This is a genomic window from Aeromonas sp. 102P, assembly GCF_051920345.1.
GTDB lineage: Bacteria > Pseudomonadota > Gammaproteobacteria > Enterobacterales > Aeromonadaceae > Aeromonas > Aeromonas veronii.
On sequence record NZ_JBQBCZ010000001.1, the window covers coordinates 755597 to 773613 of the forward strand.

General features: G+C 46.7%; 15 protein-coding genes. 11 read left to right on the plus strand and 4 right to left on the minus strand.

The window, feature by feature from the left end; all coding sequences use genetic code 11:
- Positions 1 to 50: 50 nt before the first annotated feature.
- On the plus strand, positions 51 to 956 hold the full coding sequence (locus tag ACTG1K_RS03630) for a LysR substrate-binding domain-containing protein (protein ID WP_158113482.1): 906 nt from the start codon (positions 51 to 53) through the stop codon (positions 954 to 956).
- A gap of 589 nt (positions 957 to 1545) precedes the next feature.
- Here the strand turns inward: ACTG1K_RS03630 and ACTG1K_RS03635 are convergent.
- Positions 1546 to 2874: an ATP-binding protein gene (locus ACTG1K_RS03635; RefSeq protein ID WP_440004826.1), complete on the minus strand. Its 1329-nt coding sequence runs from the start codon at positions 2872 to 2874 to the stop codon at positions 1546 to 1548.
- A gap of 393 nt (positions 2875 to 3267) precedes the next feature.
- On the opposite strand from ACTG1K_RS03635, the gene ACTG1K_RS03640 reads away from it, so the two are divergent.
- The 6 genes from ACTG1K_RS03640 (at position 3268) to ACTG1K_RS03665 (ending at position 11493) form a co-directional block, all read left to right on the plus strand.
- Positions 3268 to 3510 (plus strand): helix-turn-helix transcriptional regulator, encoded by a 243-nt coding sequence (locus tag ACTG1K_RS03640; RefSeq protein WP_017043889.1) that lies wholly within the window; start codon positions 3268 to 3270, stop codon positions 3508 to 3510.
- Positions 3497 to 5239, plus strand: a complete 1743-nt coding sequence (locus ACTG1K_RS03645) for a DUF927 domain-containing protein (RefSeq protein ID WP_440004827.1) — start codon at positions 3497 to 3499, stop codon at positions 5237 to 5239. Before ACTG1K_RS03640 ends, ACTG1K_RS03645 begins: the two co-directional genes overlap by 14 nt.
- A 99-nt stretch (positions 5240 to 5338) precedes the next feature.
- The gene (gene dcm / locus ACTG1K_RS03650) at positions 5339 to 6622 is read left to right on the plus strand and encodes a DNA (cytosine-5-)-methyltransferase (RefSeq protein WP_197027532.1); all 1284 of its coding nucleotides are present in this window, start codon (positions 5339 to 5341) and stop codon (positions 6620 to 6622) included.
- A gap of 7 nt (positions 6623 to 6629) precedes the next feature.
- Positions 6630 to 8474, plus strand: a complete 1845-nt coding sequence (locus ACTG1K_RS03655; protein ID WP_197027531.1) for an McrB family protein — start codon at positions 6630 to 6632, stop codon at positions 8472 to 8474.
- Between the two features lie 85 nt (positions 8475 to 8559).
- Entirely contained in the window at positions 8560 to 11196 is a 2637-nt protein-coding gene (locus ACTG1K_RS03660) for a restriction endonuclease-like protein (protein WP_036188608.1), read from the plus strand.
- Positions 11197 to 11280: 84 nt separating this feature from the next.
- Positions 11281 to 11493 (plus strand): hypothetical protein, encoded by a 213-nt coding sequence (locus ACTG1K_RS03665; RefSeq protein ID WP_051498221.1) that lies wholly within the window; start codon positions 11281 to 11283, stop codon positions 11491 to 11493.
- Positions 11494 to 11631: 138 nt separating this feature from the next.
- Here the strand turns inward: ACTG1K_RS03665 and ACTG1K_RS03670 are convergent, their stop codons facing one another.
- Positions 11632 to 12270, minus strand: coding sequence for a hypothetical protein (locus ACTG1K_RS03670; RefSeq protein ID WP_231517047.1), 639 nt, complete (start codon positions 12268 to 12270; stop codon positions 11632 to 11634).
- A 603-nt stretch (positions 12271 to 12873) separates the two neighbouring features.
- Here ACTG1K_RS03670 and ACTG1K_RS03675 point away from each other — a divergent pair.
- The 4 genes from ACTG1K_RS03675 (at position 12874) to ACTG1K_RS03690 (ending at position 16185) form a co-directional block, all read left to right on the plus strand.
- Positions 12874 to 13926 (plus strand): helix-turn-helix domain-containing protein, encoded by a 1053-nt coding sequence (locus tag ACTG1K_RS03675; protein ID WP_440004828.1) that lies wholly within the window; start codon positions 12874 to 12876, stop codon positions 13924 to 13926.
- Complete coding sequence (locus ACTG1K_RS03680) at positions 13927 to 14406, plus strand: PIN domain-containing protein (protein WP_095500538.1); 480 nt, start codon at positions 13927 to 13929, stop codon at positions 14404 to 14406.
- Between the two features lie 260 nt (positions 14407 to 14666).
- Positions 14667 to 14978 (plus strand): helix-turn-helix domain-containing protein, encoded by a 312-nt coding sequence (locus ACTG1K_RS03685; protein ID WP_440004829.1) that lies wholly within the window; start codon positions 14667 to 14669, stop codon positions 14976 to 14978.
- Positions 14971 to 16185 carry a type II toxin-antitoxin system HipA family toxin gene (locus ACTG1K_RS03690; protein WP_440004830.1) on the plus strand — a complete coding sequence of 405 codons (1215 nt, stop codon included), beginning with the start codon at positions 14971 to 14973 and terminating at the stop codon, positions 16183 to 16185. The genes ACTG1K_RS03685 and ACTG1K_RS03690 overlap by 8 nt, the downstream gene beginning before the upstream one ends.
- A gap of 214 nt (positions 16186 to 16399) precedes the next feature.
- Here ACTG1K_RS03690 and ACTG1K_RS03695 read toward each other — a convergent pair whose 3' ends face one another.
- Positions 16400 to 16732: a hypothetical protein gene (locus ACTG1K_RS03695; protein WP_440004831.1), complete on the minus strand. Its 333-nt coding sequence runs from the start codon at positions 16730 to 16732 to the stop codon at positions 16400 to 16402.
- Position 16733: 1 nt separating this feature from the next.
- Positions 16734 to 17984: a tyrosine-type recombinase/integrase gene (locus ACTG1K_RS03700; RefSeq protein ID WP_440004832.1), complete on the minus strand. Its 1251-nt coding sequence runs from the start codon at positions 17982 to 17984 to the stop codon at positions 16734 to 16736.
- Positions 17985 to 18017: the final 33 nt, after the last annotated feature.

Here is an 18017-nt window from a genome sequence, read left to right on the forward strand (position 1 = left end):
TTTGGTGATAATGAGGGCAAATCTCAAATCACTTTTACACACAGGTAATAATGTTCGGCTGGGAAGGGATCTGTGAATTTGTCAGCGTGGCGGAGCAGGGGGGCTTTACTTCGGCGGCACGCAAGCTGGGGGTGTCGGTGGCGCAGGTCAGCCGTCAGGTGGCGCAGCTGGAGGACAGGCTGCAGGCCAAGCTGCTGCTGCGCACCACCCGTCAGGTGCGGCTCACCGAGCTTGGCGAGATCTACTATCGCCACTGCCGTCAGCTGCTGGACAACCTCTACGAGGCGGAGCTGGCGGTGGGGCGCCATCAGGCGGTGCCGCAAGGGTCGCTGCGCATCACGGCGCCCGTCTCTTACGGTGAAAGCCGCATCGCCCCGCTGGTAAACGACTTCATGGTGCGTTTCCCCCAGCTGGAGGTCACTCTCAACCTCACCAACCAGCTGCTGGATCTGGTGCATGAGGGTTACGATCTGGCGCTGCGGCTCGGCCATCTCAAGGATTCGACGCTGGTGGCGCGCAAGCTGGCGCAGCGGGTGCCCTATGTCTGCGCCTCACCGGCTTACACCGCCCGCCACGGCATGCCCAACAGCCTCTCCGAGCTGACCCGCCACACCTGTCTGGTGGGCAACAGCGACGAGTGGCACTTCACCCTGGATGGCCGCCCCCACAGCGTACGGGTGCGCGGCTTGTTGCAGTGCAACAGTGGCCACGCCCTGCTGGATGCGGCGCTCAAGGGGATCGGCATCATCCAACTGCCGGACTACTACGTGAGCGACCATCTGGCCCGAGGGGAGCTGATCGAGCTGCTGCCCGAACTGCGGGCGCCGGCGGAGGGGATCTGGGCCCTCTATCCCCACAACCGCCACCTCTCCCCCAAGGTGCGGCTGCTGGTGGACTACCTCGCCGAGCGGCTGAGCGACCCTCACCAACCGGCGCTGGTGATGCCGATAGGCTAGGGTGCTCCTTGCCCGTTGACTCACTGGCGGCGGGCGACAGGTGCGATGGCCGGAAAATAAAAGAGCCCTTGAGGAATCAAGGGCTCTTTTGCAGGTAACAACCGGATAGTCAGTGACTCATCACTCGATGTTCTGGATCTGCTCATGGAGTAGCGGCCTATACCTTAATAAACTCAATAGCTTATCGAAAAGAAACTGTTCAAAAATGCCTGTTTGCCCACCAAACTGCCCACCACTTGCCTCTGGCTTTTACCAAATCTTAGTGGTTAGCAATGGAAAAACAGTACCGTTTTTATGCTGCTGTTAGTACTTAAAAATAGCAGTTTTGAAAGGCTTTATCGAGCACGATTTCTGTCAACATAGATTTGCCATTTTTTTACTGGCTCTATGCGATAGTGGTGAGTCAGTAGGAAACTCACCTAACCAAAAATGGATATTATGGTGTCCATTTTAATATAAATAAGCTCAATATGGATACTATGATATCCAATAGTGATAAATCAGAGTGTCGAATGGTAGGCATTCAGGTCTACAAATTGTTACCTATGAAGTCACTTTGTGTAGACCTCGGGGTCTAAGCAACGCGCTTTTACCATCTTTGTGGTAAATACTGCGTAAAATACAAAGGCATCACGATATTGGTTTGCTCTAATGCGGATGAGCCTTGTGTACCCGTTAACTTAAAGGTTTTACTGGGTGCACATTTTTTAACGTAGGATGCCAACGATTTTGCTCTTGTACGTTTACCACTTTTGACTTCAACAGGGACGATATCGCCTTCATCGGTCGCCAAAATAAATTCGATTTCGGCGCGTGCGTCATTCCATGAATAGCTTGGGTCAACGCCAATGGCAGTGAGCTCTTGTTGCACAAAGTTTTCAGCCACATAGCCTTTGTAGCTATAAACAGAGAGGTCATAGTTTTGTTGCTTAATTTCTTTATAACTGCTGCCGAGCATATGATTAAGCAGGCCCACATCAAACAGAAACAGTTTCACCATATTTTCTTTTTTATAGGCCGCTAACGGAGATTTCGGCAATCCTTCAATAGGGTAGTTTGGCAAAGCTAAGCGGCAGCAGTTAAGCCAATGGATCGCGGTTTCAAAATCGCTATAACGAGATTTACGCTCATGCACATGCTTAAATTTAAAGCGTTTAACTGACTCATCGCTGACAAGTGATAGCTGGGCTGGAATGCTATTAAACACCGATTCAATCAGTGTGGCATCGACCTTGCCCGCGTACTTACCGAAATCGCGGCGATAACCTTCAACTAAATCGGCATGAATTTTTGTGACTTTTTCAACACGCTCTAGAATGCTTGAATCCTTAAACTGATACCAAGCAGAAACGGCTTCCGGCATACCACCGGTAAAAAAATAGTCGGTTAGTTTATCCATCAATTTAGTGTGCACCGCCGGTGTGCTTGCTTGACTATCAAATGCTTTGATCAGTGCTTGCTCGTTGGATGCGTAAATAAATTCTTGGAAGGTCAGTGGTCGTAAATTGTATTGTTCTACCTTGCCCACAGGGAAGGTGTTGAGCAAACCAATATTTGAACCGCTGGCTGCGACAAAATAGGACGGTGCTTTTTCGGCAAAATACTTCAGCGAAGTTACGGCTCGTTCACATTCGCCAATTTCATCTAATATCAGCAAGTCGGTGTCTGGATTGAACGCTTGGTTGGTTAACAACTCAATGTTCATTACTAGCTCGTCAGGTGACAACGAGCCATCGAACGCTTCTTTGTAAGCTGGGTTTTCAAGGAAGTCGATACGAAGGATGTTGGCAAAGGTATTCCCAAACAACTCTTGCAGTAGATAGGTTTTACCTGTTTGTCTTGCGCCATCGATCAATAATGGCTTGCGCACAGGTTGACTTTTCCATGCTATTAGGGCGTTGAGTAAGTTGCGCTGCATTGTCATTTCCCGCCAATTTAGACTGTTAACTGCCTGTAGTATAACTCAGTCTACACTTTTACGCGCAGAAAAGTGTGATATTTTACATTTTTATGCGCGTAAAAGTGTTGTGGCGTTCTAATTGAGCAAGACTCTCCCTTTTTGAGAAAGCTTTTCGCACTCATCCCTTGGGCATCTGGGGCAGTCTGGGCAAAGCCTTAGTTCACGCCACTTAGGCACACACTAGCCCTGCCCACAGGGTATTTATGACTTGGGGCATTATGTAAATTCTGGGGCAAGTAGCTACTTGTACCCTCAGAAAGCTGCACGATCCGGGCATTTATCTACCTACTGCGTCCGTTTAGTACTGGCAAACTCCTAACTGAACTTAACAGATCAGTGAGGAAGCAAACGATGAACCCAACCACACAATCACCCACAAACTCAGTACACCCAGCGCGTCAGCAGCGGATTTTGCGCTTGCCCGAGGTAAAGGCCAAAACAGGCTTTGGCCGCAGCACCATTTATGCCTTGATGGCCAATGGTGAATTTCCGCGATCCATTCGTATTGGTGCGCGTGCCGTGGGCTGGTTAGAAAGCGATATCGACCAGTGGATTGAAACCCGCCGTATCGGTGCTGCTTATGGCCGTGGATAAACCATCAGCATCAACCCCGTTACCTGCCAATGAGATAAATAACAACATGCCAACATTACCGGCTGGTTTTGCCTATAACGCGCAAAACTGGCTGGTGATGCAACCGGCAGGGCAAGATAGCCCAGTCAAAATCTGCTCTTGGCTGCAAGTGGCCGCCCGCACCCGCGATCCGCAAGGGGACAACTACGGCTATTTATTGCACTGGCTAGACGATGACAATCGCCATCGCTATTGGGCTATGCCCGCAGAACTATTGGCCGGAGACGGCAGCGAGTACCGCCGAATCCTACTCAGCCGAGGCATGCGGCTAAGCAACAGTGTCAAAGCGCGGCAGTTGCTCTCCCTGTTTATTCAACAAATGGGCGAGCTGGCCACGCAAAAGGCCATCAGCGTGAACTGTATTGGCTGGCATCACCACGCTTATGTGCATCCGCGCCTCACCTTTTACCCAAGCGAACACAGCAACAACCCGCGCATGGTGCTGCAAACCATGCACCCGATAGAAGGCTTTATTCAACAAGGCAGTAGCGACAGTTGGCGGCAGCACGTTGGCCGCTATTGTCTGGATAACCCGCTATTAATTGTTGGTGTCTGCGCTGCACTGGCTGCGCCTTTGTTGCACTTGTGTGGGGTGGATGGTTTTGGTTTACACCTCTACGGTGCCAGCAGTACTGGTAAAACCGCAGCGCTGTATCCGGCATTATCGGTGTGGGGCGAACCTAATCAGCTGCGCCACAGTTGGCGTGCCACGGCCAACGGTTTAGAAGGCACAGCATTAGCGCATAACGATGCCTTACTGGCGCTAGACGAAATGGGCGAAGTTGATCCAAAAGAGGCGGGTGATGTCGCTTATATGCTTGCCAATGGCCAAGGTAAAACACGAGCAGGCAAATACGGTGAAATGCGCTTACCCGCCCGTTGGCGCTTGGTGTTTTTATCCACTGGCGAAGTGACGCTCGAAAGCCACCTCGCCAGTATCGGCAAGCGTGTAAAAGCAGGGCAGCAAGTGCGCGTGATTGATCTCAGTGCCGATGCTGGAGCGCAAATGGGCGTGTTTAACCAGAGTCATGGTATGAACGCTGCCGATTTAGCCGATCATCTAAAACAGCAAAGTCGCCAACATTACGGCTGCTTGGCCTTGGACTGGTTACGGTATTTAACGCAGCACGGCGCACAGGTGCGACCCGTTTTCCAAAACGTACGCCAACGCTTTTTAACCAGCTTACCAACCGAGGCTGACGGCCAAGTGCGCCGGGTCGCCGAAAAGTTTGCCTTACTGGCCAGCGCTGGGTTGTTAGCCATTCAAGCCAAAGTACTCGATTGGCCAACCCAAAGTGTCGAGGCAGCCTGTTTAAGCCAGCTTAACCAATGGATACTTGCCCGCGGTGGCGTGGCCGCCAATGAAGACCAACAAGCCATTCGCCAGGTGCGCAGCTTTATTGAGCAGCATGGCGAAAGCCGCTTTACGCCTAAACAAACCGGTTACAGCAGCCAAGTACGCCAACGCGCAGGGTGGATAGACACCAGCGGCCCACAAACCCTCTACCTGTTTTACCCAACTGGCTGGCGTGAAGCCACCGAAGGCCTCAGCCCAGATCGCGCCGCCAAAGCACTGATGGCCGCAGGTTACCTAATCCCCGATGGCAACCGGCCACAGCGAAAAGTCAGCCTACCTGACAACACTCGCCCACGAATGTACTGCGTAAAAGGCAGTATCTTAGATGATTAGCGCCAGAATTACAGTTGACGTCTTATCATTAACTGATAACATACGATTTGTTTATTTATCTAGTATTAAGGGTGTTTTGTGTCAGAGGTGGGTATAGACGTGACTAGCTGTATTATTGGTATTAAAGGTCAAACTCCAAGTTCCACAAACCAAGTAGATGTTTGGTTTGACTCCCTTAAATCAATTGCATCGGTTCTATCTGAAGAAAATCAGCATTTGCTAAAGATTATTGCAGATAAAAAACCAGAAAATATTACAGAGCTATCTGAATTAACTGGGCGAGCAGTAAGTAATCTTTCTCGAACTATTAAAACGTTGGAGAAACATGGGCTCATTAATATTGAGAGCTTTGGGAAAAGTATTAGGCCGAAGATTAAGTATAGTAATTTCAATATATTATGTGATTTGAGTTTTAGTGGTGGAAAAAAAGATTTGTTAGAAAATAAATTTACTTTGGTCTCAATGTTTACAGGTGTTGGTGGGCTAGATATGGGATTTGAAGGAGGCTTTAAATACAAAGATAAATACTTTGAAAGTCAACCATTCTCAACCCTGGCTGCTTATGAGAAAGATGAAAAGTGCGTAGAAACAATAAAGAAGAATTTAGATATACCTATTAGCCAAGTGGAGTTATCTGAAGAGCTTGTTAATGATTTTCCAAGTGCTGATGTGTTAATAGGTGGTTTTCCATGCCAAGACTTTAGTTCTTGTGGCCCTAAAAGAGGTCTTAGTTCTGACAGGGGGCAGCTATACAAAGTTCTAGTTAAATATATGCAACATCACAAACCTAAAATTGTATGCGCTGAAAATGTTCCTAATTTAGCTCGAATGCAAAAAGGTGCTGTGCTAGAAACTATAGTTAATGATTTTAGCGAGCAAGGTTATAAAGTCCAAGTTTGGGATCTTTTTGCTCCGGATTATGGTGTGCCGCAAAGCCGTAGAAGGCTGTTTTTTGTTTGTACCAGAAATGATCTTGAAGGCGAGCCACTAAAACCAGAACCAAAATTTGTTGGTATGCATCGCGGAACAAAATGGGCAATCGAAGATTTGGAAAAAGTTATTGATGAGACCATTCCTAATCAAAGCCAGTATTTCAAGGCATCAAAAGCCAAGAAAGGCAATGGGCAAGGTGATGAGCACTGCAAAGCAGATGAACCATCATACACAATTAGGGCAAACGCTAAGTCTAGAGTCCAATTTCATTATGAATTAGATAGAAGGCTAACGATCAGGGAGTGTGCTCGTCTACAGACGTTCCCCGACTCTTTTGTTTTTCCTCATTCTGCTACTTCAAATGTTATGCAAATAGGTAATGCAGTCCCACCTATGTTGTCATATGAGGTGGCAACATCAATCAAAGAATTTTTATTAAAACAGGATTGATCAATATATGAAAGGAAATAGGGATGAGGTTTTTTCTTATATTTTTTCGAAAGCCGATGAAGTTGGTTATATGGGGCTTGATTCAGCCAGGTCTGGTAAATTCCAAGATGAATTGGAAAATGATCCTGAACTAATTAGAATTGCTGGGGAAAAACTTTCAAGAAATTACATCAAGGATACCGTTTTAAACAATTATAGTAAGAAGCAAAGATATATATCAGAAGATGATGTGCTTAGTGTTTTCGTTGAGTTGAGTGATATTTCTGTTTTAGGTGCCAAAAAAGATCTTGAGAATGGTATTTTTAAAATTTCATATTCAAATGAGGAGTTTGAGTGTACTAGTTCAAGTATTAACGAATGGCAAACAGTTTTAAAACGATTCGGAAAAAGAAGAAGCGGAAAAACTAGATTTGCTTTTTTGACTTGTGGTGGTATAGAGAAACAGCAAGATGAGCTTGGGGCTGTCGTAGATATTTTAAAATCATATGGTGTAACAGCTCTCATCGTTAAGCCTAGCCAGAAACCTATATCAATAAAGCTGTATTTGAGTAATAAATCTGGTCAGCCTTTTAGTTTAGTTAAAACGGGATTGTCCAAACCCTTCCTCCTTCTCGCAGGTATCTCAGGCACAGGTAAAACCCGCTTTGTGCGTGAGCAAGCAAAAACATCAAAGCAGTTTGCTGAAACCTATTGTTTAACCTCAGTACGCCCCGATTGGCATGAGCCGAGCGATTTGCTGGGTTATATTTCACGCCTAAATGGTGCTGCTGAATACATCACTACCGATGTATTGCAGTTTATCGCCACAGCTTGGCGTGCCATTGCTGATAGCGACTTAACCGTTGAAGTGCAAGAGAACGAAGACCAAGGCAAGCGCTTAGTTGTGGCCGGTGAACGTGATGCGTTAGATAAGGTGCTGCCTTACTGGCTGTGTTTGGATGAAATGAACCTAGCCCCTGTTGAGCAATATTTTGCTGATTATTTATCGGTACTGGAAACCCGCGAATGGTGTTGGACAGGTAATAGCTTTACCTACAGCTGTGATGCCCTATTAAAACCCGCCACCATTAAAGAAGTCGCTGATAAAGAAAAGCTGCGCGAAGCGCTAGGTTTTGATGACGCGCAATACGATGAGCTGTGGGCACATATTTGCCAATATGGTTTAGGTATTCCGTTTAACCTGCTTGTTGCAGGCACAGTGAATATGGATGAAACCACTCACGGCTTTTCGCGCAAAGTGATTGACCGAGCGCTGAGCTTTGATTTTGGTGCGTTTTTCCCGAATAACTTTGATGAGTTTGCTGATTTTGGAACTCCGACAAGTTGCAATAAACGCCTTAGCTATCCTATTTGGTCAAACGCCAGCAAAGCAGACTTAGACAATACCTTTGATGCGGATGGCACAAAAACCGTTGCGTTTTTATCGGCCGTTAATGCCGTGCTAAAAAATACCCCGTTTGAATTGGCATTTCGTGCGCTCAATGAACTTCTTCTCGCGGTTGCTAGCAGCCAACCACAAGATGACCTAACTCTAAAAGCTGTATGGGACGACTTTATGATGTGTAAGGTTCTGCCGCGTATCGAAGGCGATACCGACAAACTGACTACATCTGATGGAAAGGCTTTGTTGGTTGAACTTGATACTGTGTTGGCAGACCAGTTTGCCCCTATTTGGTTAGCGTCTGACGCAGACGAAGCCAATCAACGCCCTGACTTGTATCGCGAGAAAATCGTGGCCGATGGTGCTACTGAAGAGGAAAAAGTACTGCGTATACCTTGCCGTTCAAAAGCGAAGTTGCAGTGGATGAGCGAGCGATTAGCCAGTGCGACCTTTACCAGTTTCTGGCCTTAATGAGTCGGTGCTGTTTGATGCCTTCTGCAATGAATGAAACCTATAAGCAGAACCCGTACAGTGATGGTGTAAGGAGTGGTAGGGAATGCCGGAGTTAATACGATTACAAACCCCTGACTTTGAGTTTTCGGTCTGGGCGAATGATATTAGCCAGCGGTTGCGTGTGTACCAGAATACAATGGCGCATAGGGCGAGCGCTAATCATGCACAACCTAGCTACGAATTGCGCTTTGCGCCAGCAGCGCAGCTGAGCAATGCGATTGAACCGCAAGGGCTTGTTGCAGATGCTTTCGTACAAAGTAGTTTAGTACAAAGTAGTTTAGTACAAAGTGGGTTAGATGAAAGTGACTTAGCCGAAAGTGACCTTGTTGCCAATGGCTTAGCGAAACACGCTGAGCTGACATTAAATTCTCCCTTGTTTTTTGAGAATACTCAGTACCAGTTTGAGTGGGTATTTTTTAGTGAAGTAACCCATGCGCGGCTAACTCACCGAAGCCAAAACGTGAATGAGGCATTTCGTTTTGCTCCCGAAGTAAAAACCGCAAGGGGCGTGGTGCCCGCACGTTTAACCGGCACCATTAATACCGGTAATGATGTGGGCTGGTTACGTTTGCCACTTACCTTTGAGCACAATGGTAAAACACAGACTCAGCACATAGCCTTTGAAGTGCTGCCAACCAAAATGGCACTTCACCAAGACTTGCCCGCCATGTACCAAGCCATCGACAAAGTTTACCCTCTTTGGCGCTTTAGTTTGGTCGAAAAAACCGAGCAAGATGCAGCGACCAGCCAGCAACGCGGGCATTTTCCACTGATGTGGTTGGCTAATTTTGCCGCGTTACGGGAGCGTTTTGAGCAAGGCTTAAAAGTGATTTGTGCAGCCCCTCATAGCCGTTTGCAACCGACGGTAGCCAATATTAAAGCGGCCAAATTAAAAGGCCGCCTGCCAAATAAGTTAGCCGAGAAAGTTAAGCAAGACTTTGCGAATGGCCAGTACGATAAGCGCTATGCAGTCGAAAAAAAGCAACTGAGTGTCGATACCCCAGAAAACCGCTTTATTAAAATGGCGGTGAGTAAAAGCAAGCGGCAATTAGCGGAGTTTGAACAAAAGCTTAGACAAAGTAACCAAGCACCAGAGCGGCAACGGTTGTCGGATTCATTTTTAAATGAGCTGCATAGTTGGCAACAACCGCTGCAAAAAGTGTTGGGCCAAAGTTTTTTAAAAGAGGTGGGTGCATACACAGGGTTAAACCGTGAGTCGTTAGTGCTACAGCAAAAAACCGGTTACAGCGCGGTATATCGTATTTGGCAGGAGCTGAAATTTTATTTAGATATGTTTGGCAATCAGTCGAGCATTTCAATGAAATCAGTGGCCGAGATTTACGAAGTATGGTGCTTTTTGTGTTTGAAGCAGATTTTAGAGCAGGATCTCGGCTTTGAATTGGTTGAAAACGGGGCGGCAGAGCTAAAACAAAATGATTTTTTTGAGTACAGATTTAAAGAAGATGGCTTGAAAGGCGCCTTTCGTTTTAAACGTAGCGATGGTGTAACTGCAAGGCTAGCACACGAGCCTGTATTCAATAAAGACGGTGTAATTCGGTCTTATTTGGTTAACCAAAAGCCGGATATTGTGTTGGAAGTGACACTGCCCAAAAGCGCCCATTTAACAAAAGCAGACTCATCAGAAGAAAAGCAGTTTATTTGGCTATTTGATGCCAAGTACCGTATTAAAACCGAGAAAAACCGCTTTGATGACAGCAATGAAGATATCGAAAGTACCGATTACGTACCAGACGATGCCATTAACCAAATGCACCGTTATCGGGATGCCTTGATTCGTCTATCAGAGCCGCGCTTGTCTGAGTCACCATCCAGTAAAATCGAAGGACAACCTGCTAAAAAAAGCCGCCCAGTTTTTGGTGCGTTTGCTTTATACCCAGGTTTTTTTGATCAAGCCACAACACCCAACCCCTACGCAGCTGCGATAGAAGAAGTGGGTATTGGCGCATTTGCCCTCTTACCTAGCCAAAATGGGCCTAGCCAAAACGAACTTAGTCAAACTGAATCAACCCAGACTAAGAGCCGTTATTCCGGTCACCAGTGGTTGTTAGAGTTTTTGCAAACGCAAATTGGCACAGCGCCGAATGCACAAACAGGGCAAGGCAATGAGGCCATGTATCCTGTGGCTGGCATGGCGGAAAGGCTTTACGTACAAGAAGCCGCACGCATACCGTATTACGGCATGCGTCAAGTACTGTACCCTGATTTGACGATGACAGTGGCATTAGGTGGGCAGCGTGGCCGTGATAATGGCTACTTTGAACAATTTGAGCAAGGCACAGCGCGGTGGTATCACCTGCCGCAAAGCACGTTTTTACAGAAATTTAAGCAGCATATTGCCGAGGAAATTCGCTATTTAGCGTTGGCGTCTACCTCAGACACTCAAAGTTCATCCAAGCAAATTGACAAACTTTGGCCGGTTAAACGAGTCACCGTATTACCACGCTACGCCATTACCGAAGATCAAGCGGGTAAGAAGTCAGGTTCTGCTGATTTGTATTATTTATTTGAGCTTGGCAAACCGCTATCACTGCAAACGCCAGTGACCAATGTGCCACATCGCCCAATGAAAAACTCGATGAAACTCACAACCTTAACTCGCCTAGAGAGCGTCACTAAGTTTACCGAGGTTGAAAAAGTGTACGAAGCGGCAATGGTGTGAGCGAGTGTTATTAATTATGCAGAAGGTTAAGAGAATGACAGCCTCGTTTTCTAGCTGTTAGCCAATGCAGTGGGAGGATATGTGATGAATACTCGAACCTGTTCAATTTGTGAGATGGGTCAACTCATCCTGTATACTGAAAAGATTACGGTTGTGCATTTGGGGCAACAAGGCCAAATTGAAAGCCAGTATTCAATGTGTGATTATTGTAACAGTGAACAGGTAGGTGCAGATGAAGCTCGTTTTAACAAGCTCGCCATGAATGCCTTTAAAAAGCAGGTGTTTAAAACAGTCTGATACATACTGCCAATTAAAAAGCGACATCAAATGATATCGAGCTATTTGGCGCTTTTGATATTAAAATTGCACCAACAACACCCCTCTCGCTACCCGTTAGATCAGCGCCCTGTGAGGGGTTACTCTTTTTTCAGGCTTCTAATTTTTGGTACCGTAATGAGTTATGGCACCAAAATTCGCTTTCAACCACACATCACTCTCCGGCCCACAAAGGTGGTGCAGTAGAGCTAGGTTTATCTTGTGGCTGATCACGTTGCCGTTTCGTTTTTGGCTCTCCTTTCTAAAACCTCTCAGTAATAACCCCGTACATGATTTGCCCACTTGCTCTGGCGAGCAGGGCAGGCAAAAGCCGCGGTTTTGCTGTTTGGGGTGCAAGGTAGCGCGCTTTCCTGTTTTAGACAAAGGCGCAGCGCACCAAAAGATACAGGCGTTGGCCGGTGTGTTTGCTTTCAATGTGTTGGTTTTGCTCGTGTAATCCGCATATACCGGTAACAAATGTGCCGGTAACAAAACCAACCCGCCTTGCGCGTGGCCTTCAACCTCAGGTAAAGGTAGCCAATACAGGTTTGGCCATTGCTCGGGGCTCTGCCATTTTTCTACGATCACTTGCGCGCCAATGCTATTCAGCCATTGGTGAATGGGGCAGCCTGGATGCGCTTGTTTAACGCGCGGTAACTGATAGGTCAACCAGCGGGTTAAACGTTCGGCGGCATTATCGCACTGGCTTAATGCTGGGTAGAGGGTAAACGCGCCATGCCCAACCAGTAAAGCGACCACCTGCTGTATCCATTCTCTATCCCAATCGTTAGCACTTGCCCATAACACTTCACTTATCACCTTGTTGGTTCGTCATGCCGTCTATTTTCAGTGGTCGGGTGCAGACTCAGTGGTGAATTAGATGAAAGAAATGGCCATCAAACTAACCAGTCAAATCGGTTTTTTATGATGACCTGTGCGCGGCTAACTGTTTGATATACATAGTCCAATACAGCGCTGTTTGACGGCATTTAGCCCATGCAAAAAAATCGAGACGCCAAACGATCGTTTGCATTCTGGGTTTAAAAAATCAAACGGTTTGTACTTTGGATTCGAGGTTGGTTTAGGGCGAAAAAAGTGCCAAACCTTGCTTTGAGTCAGTAATGGCAAGGCTTAGCAGCGTTGGATTTCAATCGAGAAGCCAAACAGTAAATGGGCTGATTTCCCTGTTTGGCGTTTCGATCCAAAAGCCAAACGGATAGTGGTTTTGGCGTATGGGGGTAAAGGCATGGGGAAGTGCGCGCGCGAACACGCGAATGATTGCCCTGTAAAACCAATCGACAAAAACGCCAACTTGGTTTATATTTTTAAAATAATTTTAGTTTTCATAAACCAGAGGTCTGTATGATTGGAGAGCGCATAAAACGAGCCCGTGCAGCCGCTGGCCTGTCGATGCAGGCCTTGGGTGAGCAAGTTGGTATTAGTGCCAACATGGTTAAAAAATACGAGCACGACCAGAGTATGCCTTCGTCGGGAGTTTTACTTAAATTAGCGTCGGCTTTGTCGGTTCGTACCGAATACTTCTTTCGCCCAGCACAGGTGACTTTGGGTAAGGTGGAGTATCGTAAAAAAGCCTCAGCTTCAGCTAAGTTGCTAAAGAAGATTGAGTCTGATGTGGTTGACCAAGCAGAGCGCTGGTTAGCGCTTAAAAATGTATGGCCAAACTTCCCGATAGCGAGTTTTAACTACCACCCCGACGTTCCTGTTGTAAGTACTTTAGACGCAGTAGAGCAGGTTGCCGCCAAAGTCCGTACTGATTGGCAGTTAGGTATGAATCCATTGCCAGACTTAATCGACTTGCTTGAGTCTAAAGGTATTTTGGTGATTGTCAGTAACGTACCCCAAGCCGATAAATTTGATGGGTTACAAGCCAAAATATCAGGGCAGCCAATTGTTGTTGTGTCTTCTCATTGGCCTGGTTGTCGCCAGCGGTTCACATTGGCGCATGAGCTTGGCCACCTTGTTTTACATGACTTACTCGATGAATCCCTTGACGAAGAGATGGCCTGCAACCGCTTTGCTTCTGCGTTTTTACTGCCCGAAGTAGGCCTTTTTCAGCATCTAGGAGAGCGACGTTCAAACGTAGACCCCAAAGAGCTATATTTCCTGAAACACGAATATGGCTTAAGCATGGCAGCTTGTTTGTATCGCAGTGCCGACCTTGGTGTGATCACCGAAGAGAAAAAACGCCAAATATTTATACAGTTCTCAAAAAACGGTTGGCGTAAGCAAGAGCCTGGGAATCCTTATCCACAAGAACAAACATTATTGTTTGAGCAGTTGGTTTATCGTGCATTGGCAGAGGGAATTGTTAGTGAATCGAAAGCCGCTGAGCTGTTACAGATGTCAGTGATGGCATTGCATAAGCAACGCCAAATGTTGGCTGAGGCTGTTTAAATGTATTTGTTGATCAGTGATGCCAATATCCTCATTGATCTCGAAGAAGGCCAATTATTAGGCGTCTTTTTCAATTTGCCTTACCAGTTCAAAGTTCCAGATGTGTTATTCCACGAGGAGCTAAGCGATCAACATGGCTATTTACTCGAGTTAGGGTTGTTGTTGGGAGAGTTAAGCCCTGAGTCTATGATGTACTCATTTGAACTGAGGCAAAAGTATGCTGGCCCTAGCATGAACGATTGCTTTGCACTTGCGTTGGCGAAACAAGAACAGTGTCCATTGCTAACTGGGGATATGGCGCTTAGGAAGGCGGCTGAAAAAGAAGCGATATTAGTTCAAGGTACGCTATGGGTTGTTGAGCAGCTCGTCACCCATGGTGTATTGTCAGTTGAAGAAGCTCAAGCTGCCTACGATAAAATGGCAAAAGCTGGTCGTCGCTTACCTTGGGCGCTTGCAAAGCAGCGTTTAACCCAATTATAAACTTTGCATAGCCCCAATTGCCCCATTCCTTGGGGCAATGTAATTTCTTCTTATTCACCCTCTAATGCTCGTCATAGCAAGTGTTGCCCCATTGTCCACCTGCCCACAGTAAGTGAGCTCGTGCGTTACGGTTAATGTATAATTACATATCAAAAATTGCTTGATGATACATAATAGCTAATCATTCTTGTGTTTGCGGGATTAGGGTGATATGTTTTTGTATATAATTATTCTTAATTGATGCATTAAGGCGTATCGAAATGAGCTATGTAACAGAGCAGATACTAGAAAGTCTTCGAGAAGCTCGGGTACGCAAGGGGTTTAGCCAAAGAGAGTTAAGCGCGCGTTCGGGGGTGCCGCAAAGTCACATTTCGAAAATCGAGTCTGGCGGCGTTGATTTAAGAATATCCAGTTTAATTGCACTTGCCCGTGTACTCGACCTAGAGCTATTGGTTGCGCCTAAAAAGTCAGTTCCTGCCATCAAGTCGATCATTCGAAGCAGCCAAGGGATCAGCGATGAAGGTGAGGCAATGTCACCCGCATATCAGTTAGGGGAAGACGACGATGACTAATCATGTTTCTACGCTCAACGTGTTGCTCTATGGTGAACCCATAGCAACGATCACCAACGTGGGCAATGACAGAACGCTTTTTGCCTTTATGGATTCGTACATTAATGACGAATCGCGGCCTGTGTTAGGGCTGGGTTTCAAAGATGCTCTGGGTGGCTTACTGACTAATTTTAAACCGACCCAAACCAAGTTAACTCCGTTTTTCTCTAACCTTTTGCCAGAAGAAACCATGCGTCATTACCTGGCAGAGCGTGCCGGAGTGAATCCAGCGCGGGAGTTTTTTCTATTGTGGGTGTTAGGACAAGATTTAGCAGGTGCGATCACGGTTGAACCTGCTGATGGCGAAGCGCTGCCGCCTAATGTGCATCAAGACATTGACGAAGAAACGAAAATAGATGTTCCAATGCGTTTTTCATTAGCGGGTGTACAGTTGAAGTTTTCAGCTGTACAACAGGCAAACGGTGGTTTGACTATTCCAGCAACCGGTCAAGGTGGCTCTTGGATTGTGAAATTGCCATCGTCTCGCTTTGACGCTGTGCCAGAAAATGAATATTCGATGATGGAATTGGCTCGCATGTTGGGGATGGATGTGCCAGAAACGCAGCTACTCCCGGTTAACCTGATTGCTAATATCCCAGATGGTATTGGTAAATTTGGCGATAGCGCTTTTGTGATCAAGCGTTTTGACCGTGCAGATGGTCAAGCTGTTCACATTGAGGACTTTGCGCAAGTGTTTGGAGTTTATCCTCAAGATAAGTACAAAAAAGCCAGTATGCGAAATATTGCTCAGGTTATCGGTATTGAAGGGCAAGACGAAGACATTGCTGAATTTACTCGCCGACTGGTGTTCAATACCCTAATTGGCAATGCGGATATGCATTTGAAGAATTGGTCTGTGATTTACAAAGATAAGCGCACTGCGTCTATTGCGCCTGCTTATGACTTTGTTTCAACCATTCCTTATATCCCCGATGATAGTGCATCGCTGAAGGTTAGCCGTAGCAAAAAATTCAGCGATTTCACGCTGGATGAGCTATCACACTTAGCCGCTAAAGCCATGTTGCCAGAAAAATTGGTGTTAGATACTGCCAAGCAAACTGTGGCAGGCTTCTACGAAATTTGGGCGAAAGAAAAAGCGCATTTACCACTTACCAAGTCGATGATTGAAGCCATCGAAACACACTTACGAAGTATACCGCTACGCTAACATGAGAACCAACGCGTACAAAAATGTAGAGGCGTCAGTCATATTGGCTTGAAGATTATGTTTGGTGGCTTATTTTGTCAATCAAAGCCCCAATAGCCCCATTCCTTGGGGCGGTTCAAATCCCTTTTATTCACCTTCTAAAGCTTGCTATATCTAGTGTTACCCCATTGTCCCAACTGCCCACAGTAAGTGAGCAAATGGGGGCTTGCTAATTTCACCTGATTGGCTTTTTTGGCATACGACTGCGTTTGCCATCGAAGAACGCCAATACTCTGAACCAATAGAGTGATTCTTCATAACTAAGGCTATACGTTGGGCGTGCAGGCGGGATGAGTCCAAGTTTACGTCCTAGGCTGACAATCACGTAGAACGTGAGTTTTAGCGTCAGCCACGGGGCGAGAACCACCAATGTCGTCAGGCAATATCGAGTAACTGCATAACCTATGCCATGAGGCTGTTCGAGTAGGGAAATGCCAATACACCAGCCAAGGCTTGCCAGTATGGCCATTGGAAAGGTAATGGGGGCGAGTCGCATCATAAATTGCATGTTAACGCCCTCCTGTTTTGTGTTGTGAAGGGTGCTCAAAGTTCACCAGCGGTTCGATCACATCAGCCACGGTTTGATGGGCAATACGGCGCTCTTCAAAGTAATCGTGGCGGTCGTAGATGCCCTCAACGCCTTTTAGCTTATGGTTAAGACAGCGTTCTGCCACGTTGCCTGCAATACCTAAAGAGGCGGCAAGGCTGCGAAAGGTGCGGCGTAAATCGTGTACGGTAAAGTGTTCGAGTTTGCCCATTTTATTGGGTGGCTGCTTTTTGCGCCCAGGCTCGCGACCAAACAGCTTAGAAATTGCACGATTCAGCGTATCTGGCCCCATATGCGGACGGTGGCTTGCTCGTCTGGCTGGGAAAACATAAGGCGAGCCACAAGCGCGGATTTGCAGCTCATTAAACCAGGTAATGGCTTGGCGCGGTAAGGGGATGCTGATTGGCACGCCGGTTTTGCTGCGCTCTTTGGGTAGATCCCACACGCCTGTGGTTAAATCCATTTCACGCCACATGGCTTCGCACAATTCGCTTTTGCGCACACCCAACACCAAAAACAGGCAGCAAGCGAGGTAGTTATCGCGGCCAAAGCTATTGATATGAGTATGAAACACGCTAAAGGCGTAGTGAATTTCCTCTTTGCTGAGCATCCTGTCTTTACTGGACTCCACGCCACCGGCATCGTCCACGGTAAATGCTGCGGCTGGGTTATTCAGCGTTAAGTCGAGCTTAATTGCATGTCGAAATAACTGCTTCATGTACATCAAGGTGTCGTTGGCAATGGTAGGGCGGTTACTTTCTCGAATGCGTTCCAATACTTCGCGCACATCGCGTGCGGTCACCTCAGAAATACACTTAATGCCAATGACTGGGCTTATCTCTTTGGTGTAAACCCGATACGGGATCTTGGGGTGCTTTAGTCGTCGACTCAGATCGGTTCGATACCAGTCATGGAACAGTTGATCCACGGTTTCAATCTCAGGTAACTCGATTTTCTGTTTTTCTAGAAGAGGATCGATGCCGTCACGTACTTCCTTTCGAAAGTATGCGGCGGCAATTCGAGCGTCTGCCAACGACATTAAAGGAAATTGCCCCAAGGTCGCTTCTCGTCTTCCTTTGGCTGTGGTGTAGCGGATCATCCAATAAGGCGAGCCCTGTTTGCGGACGCAAAAGTATAGGCCTTCACCGTCTGAATATTTTTTTGGTTCGGCTTTGCTGTATGCAATAACCTGTTTTGCTGTGAGTTTTCCCATGTTTACTCCATAGTTGCTGAAATAATGGAGGGG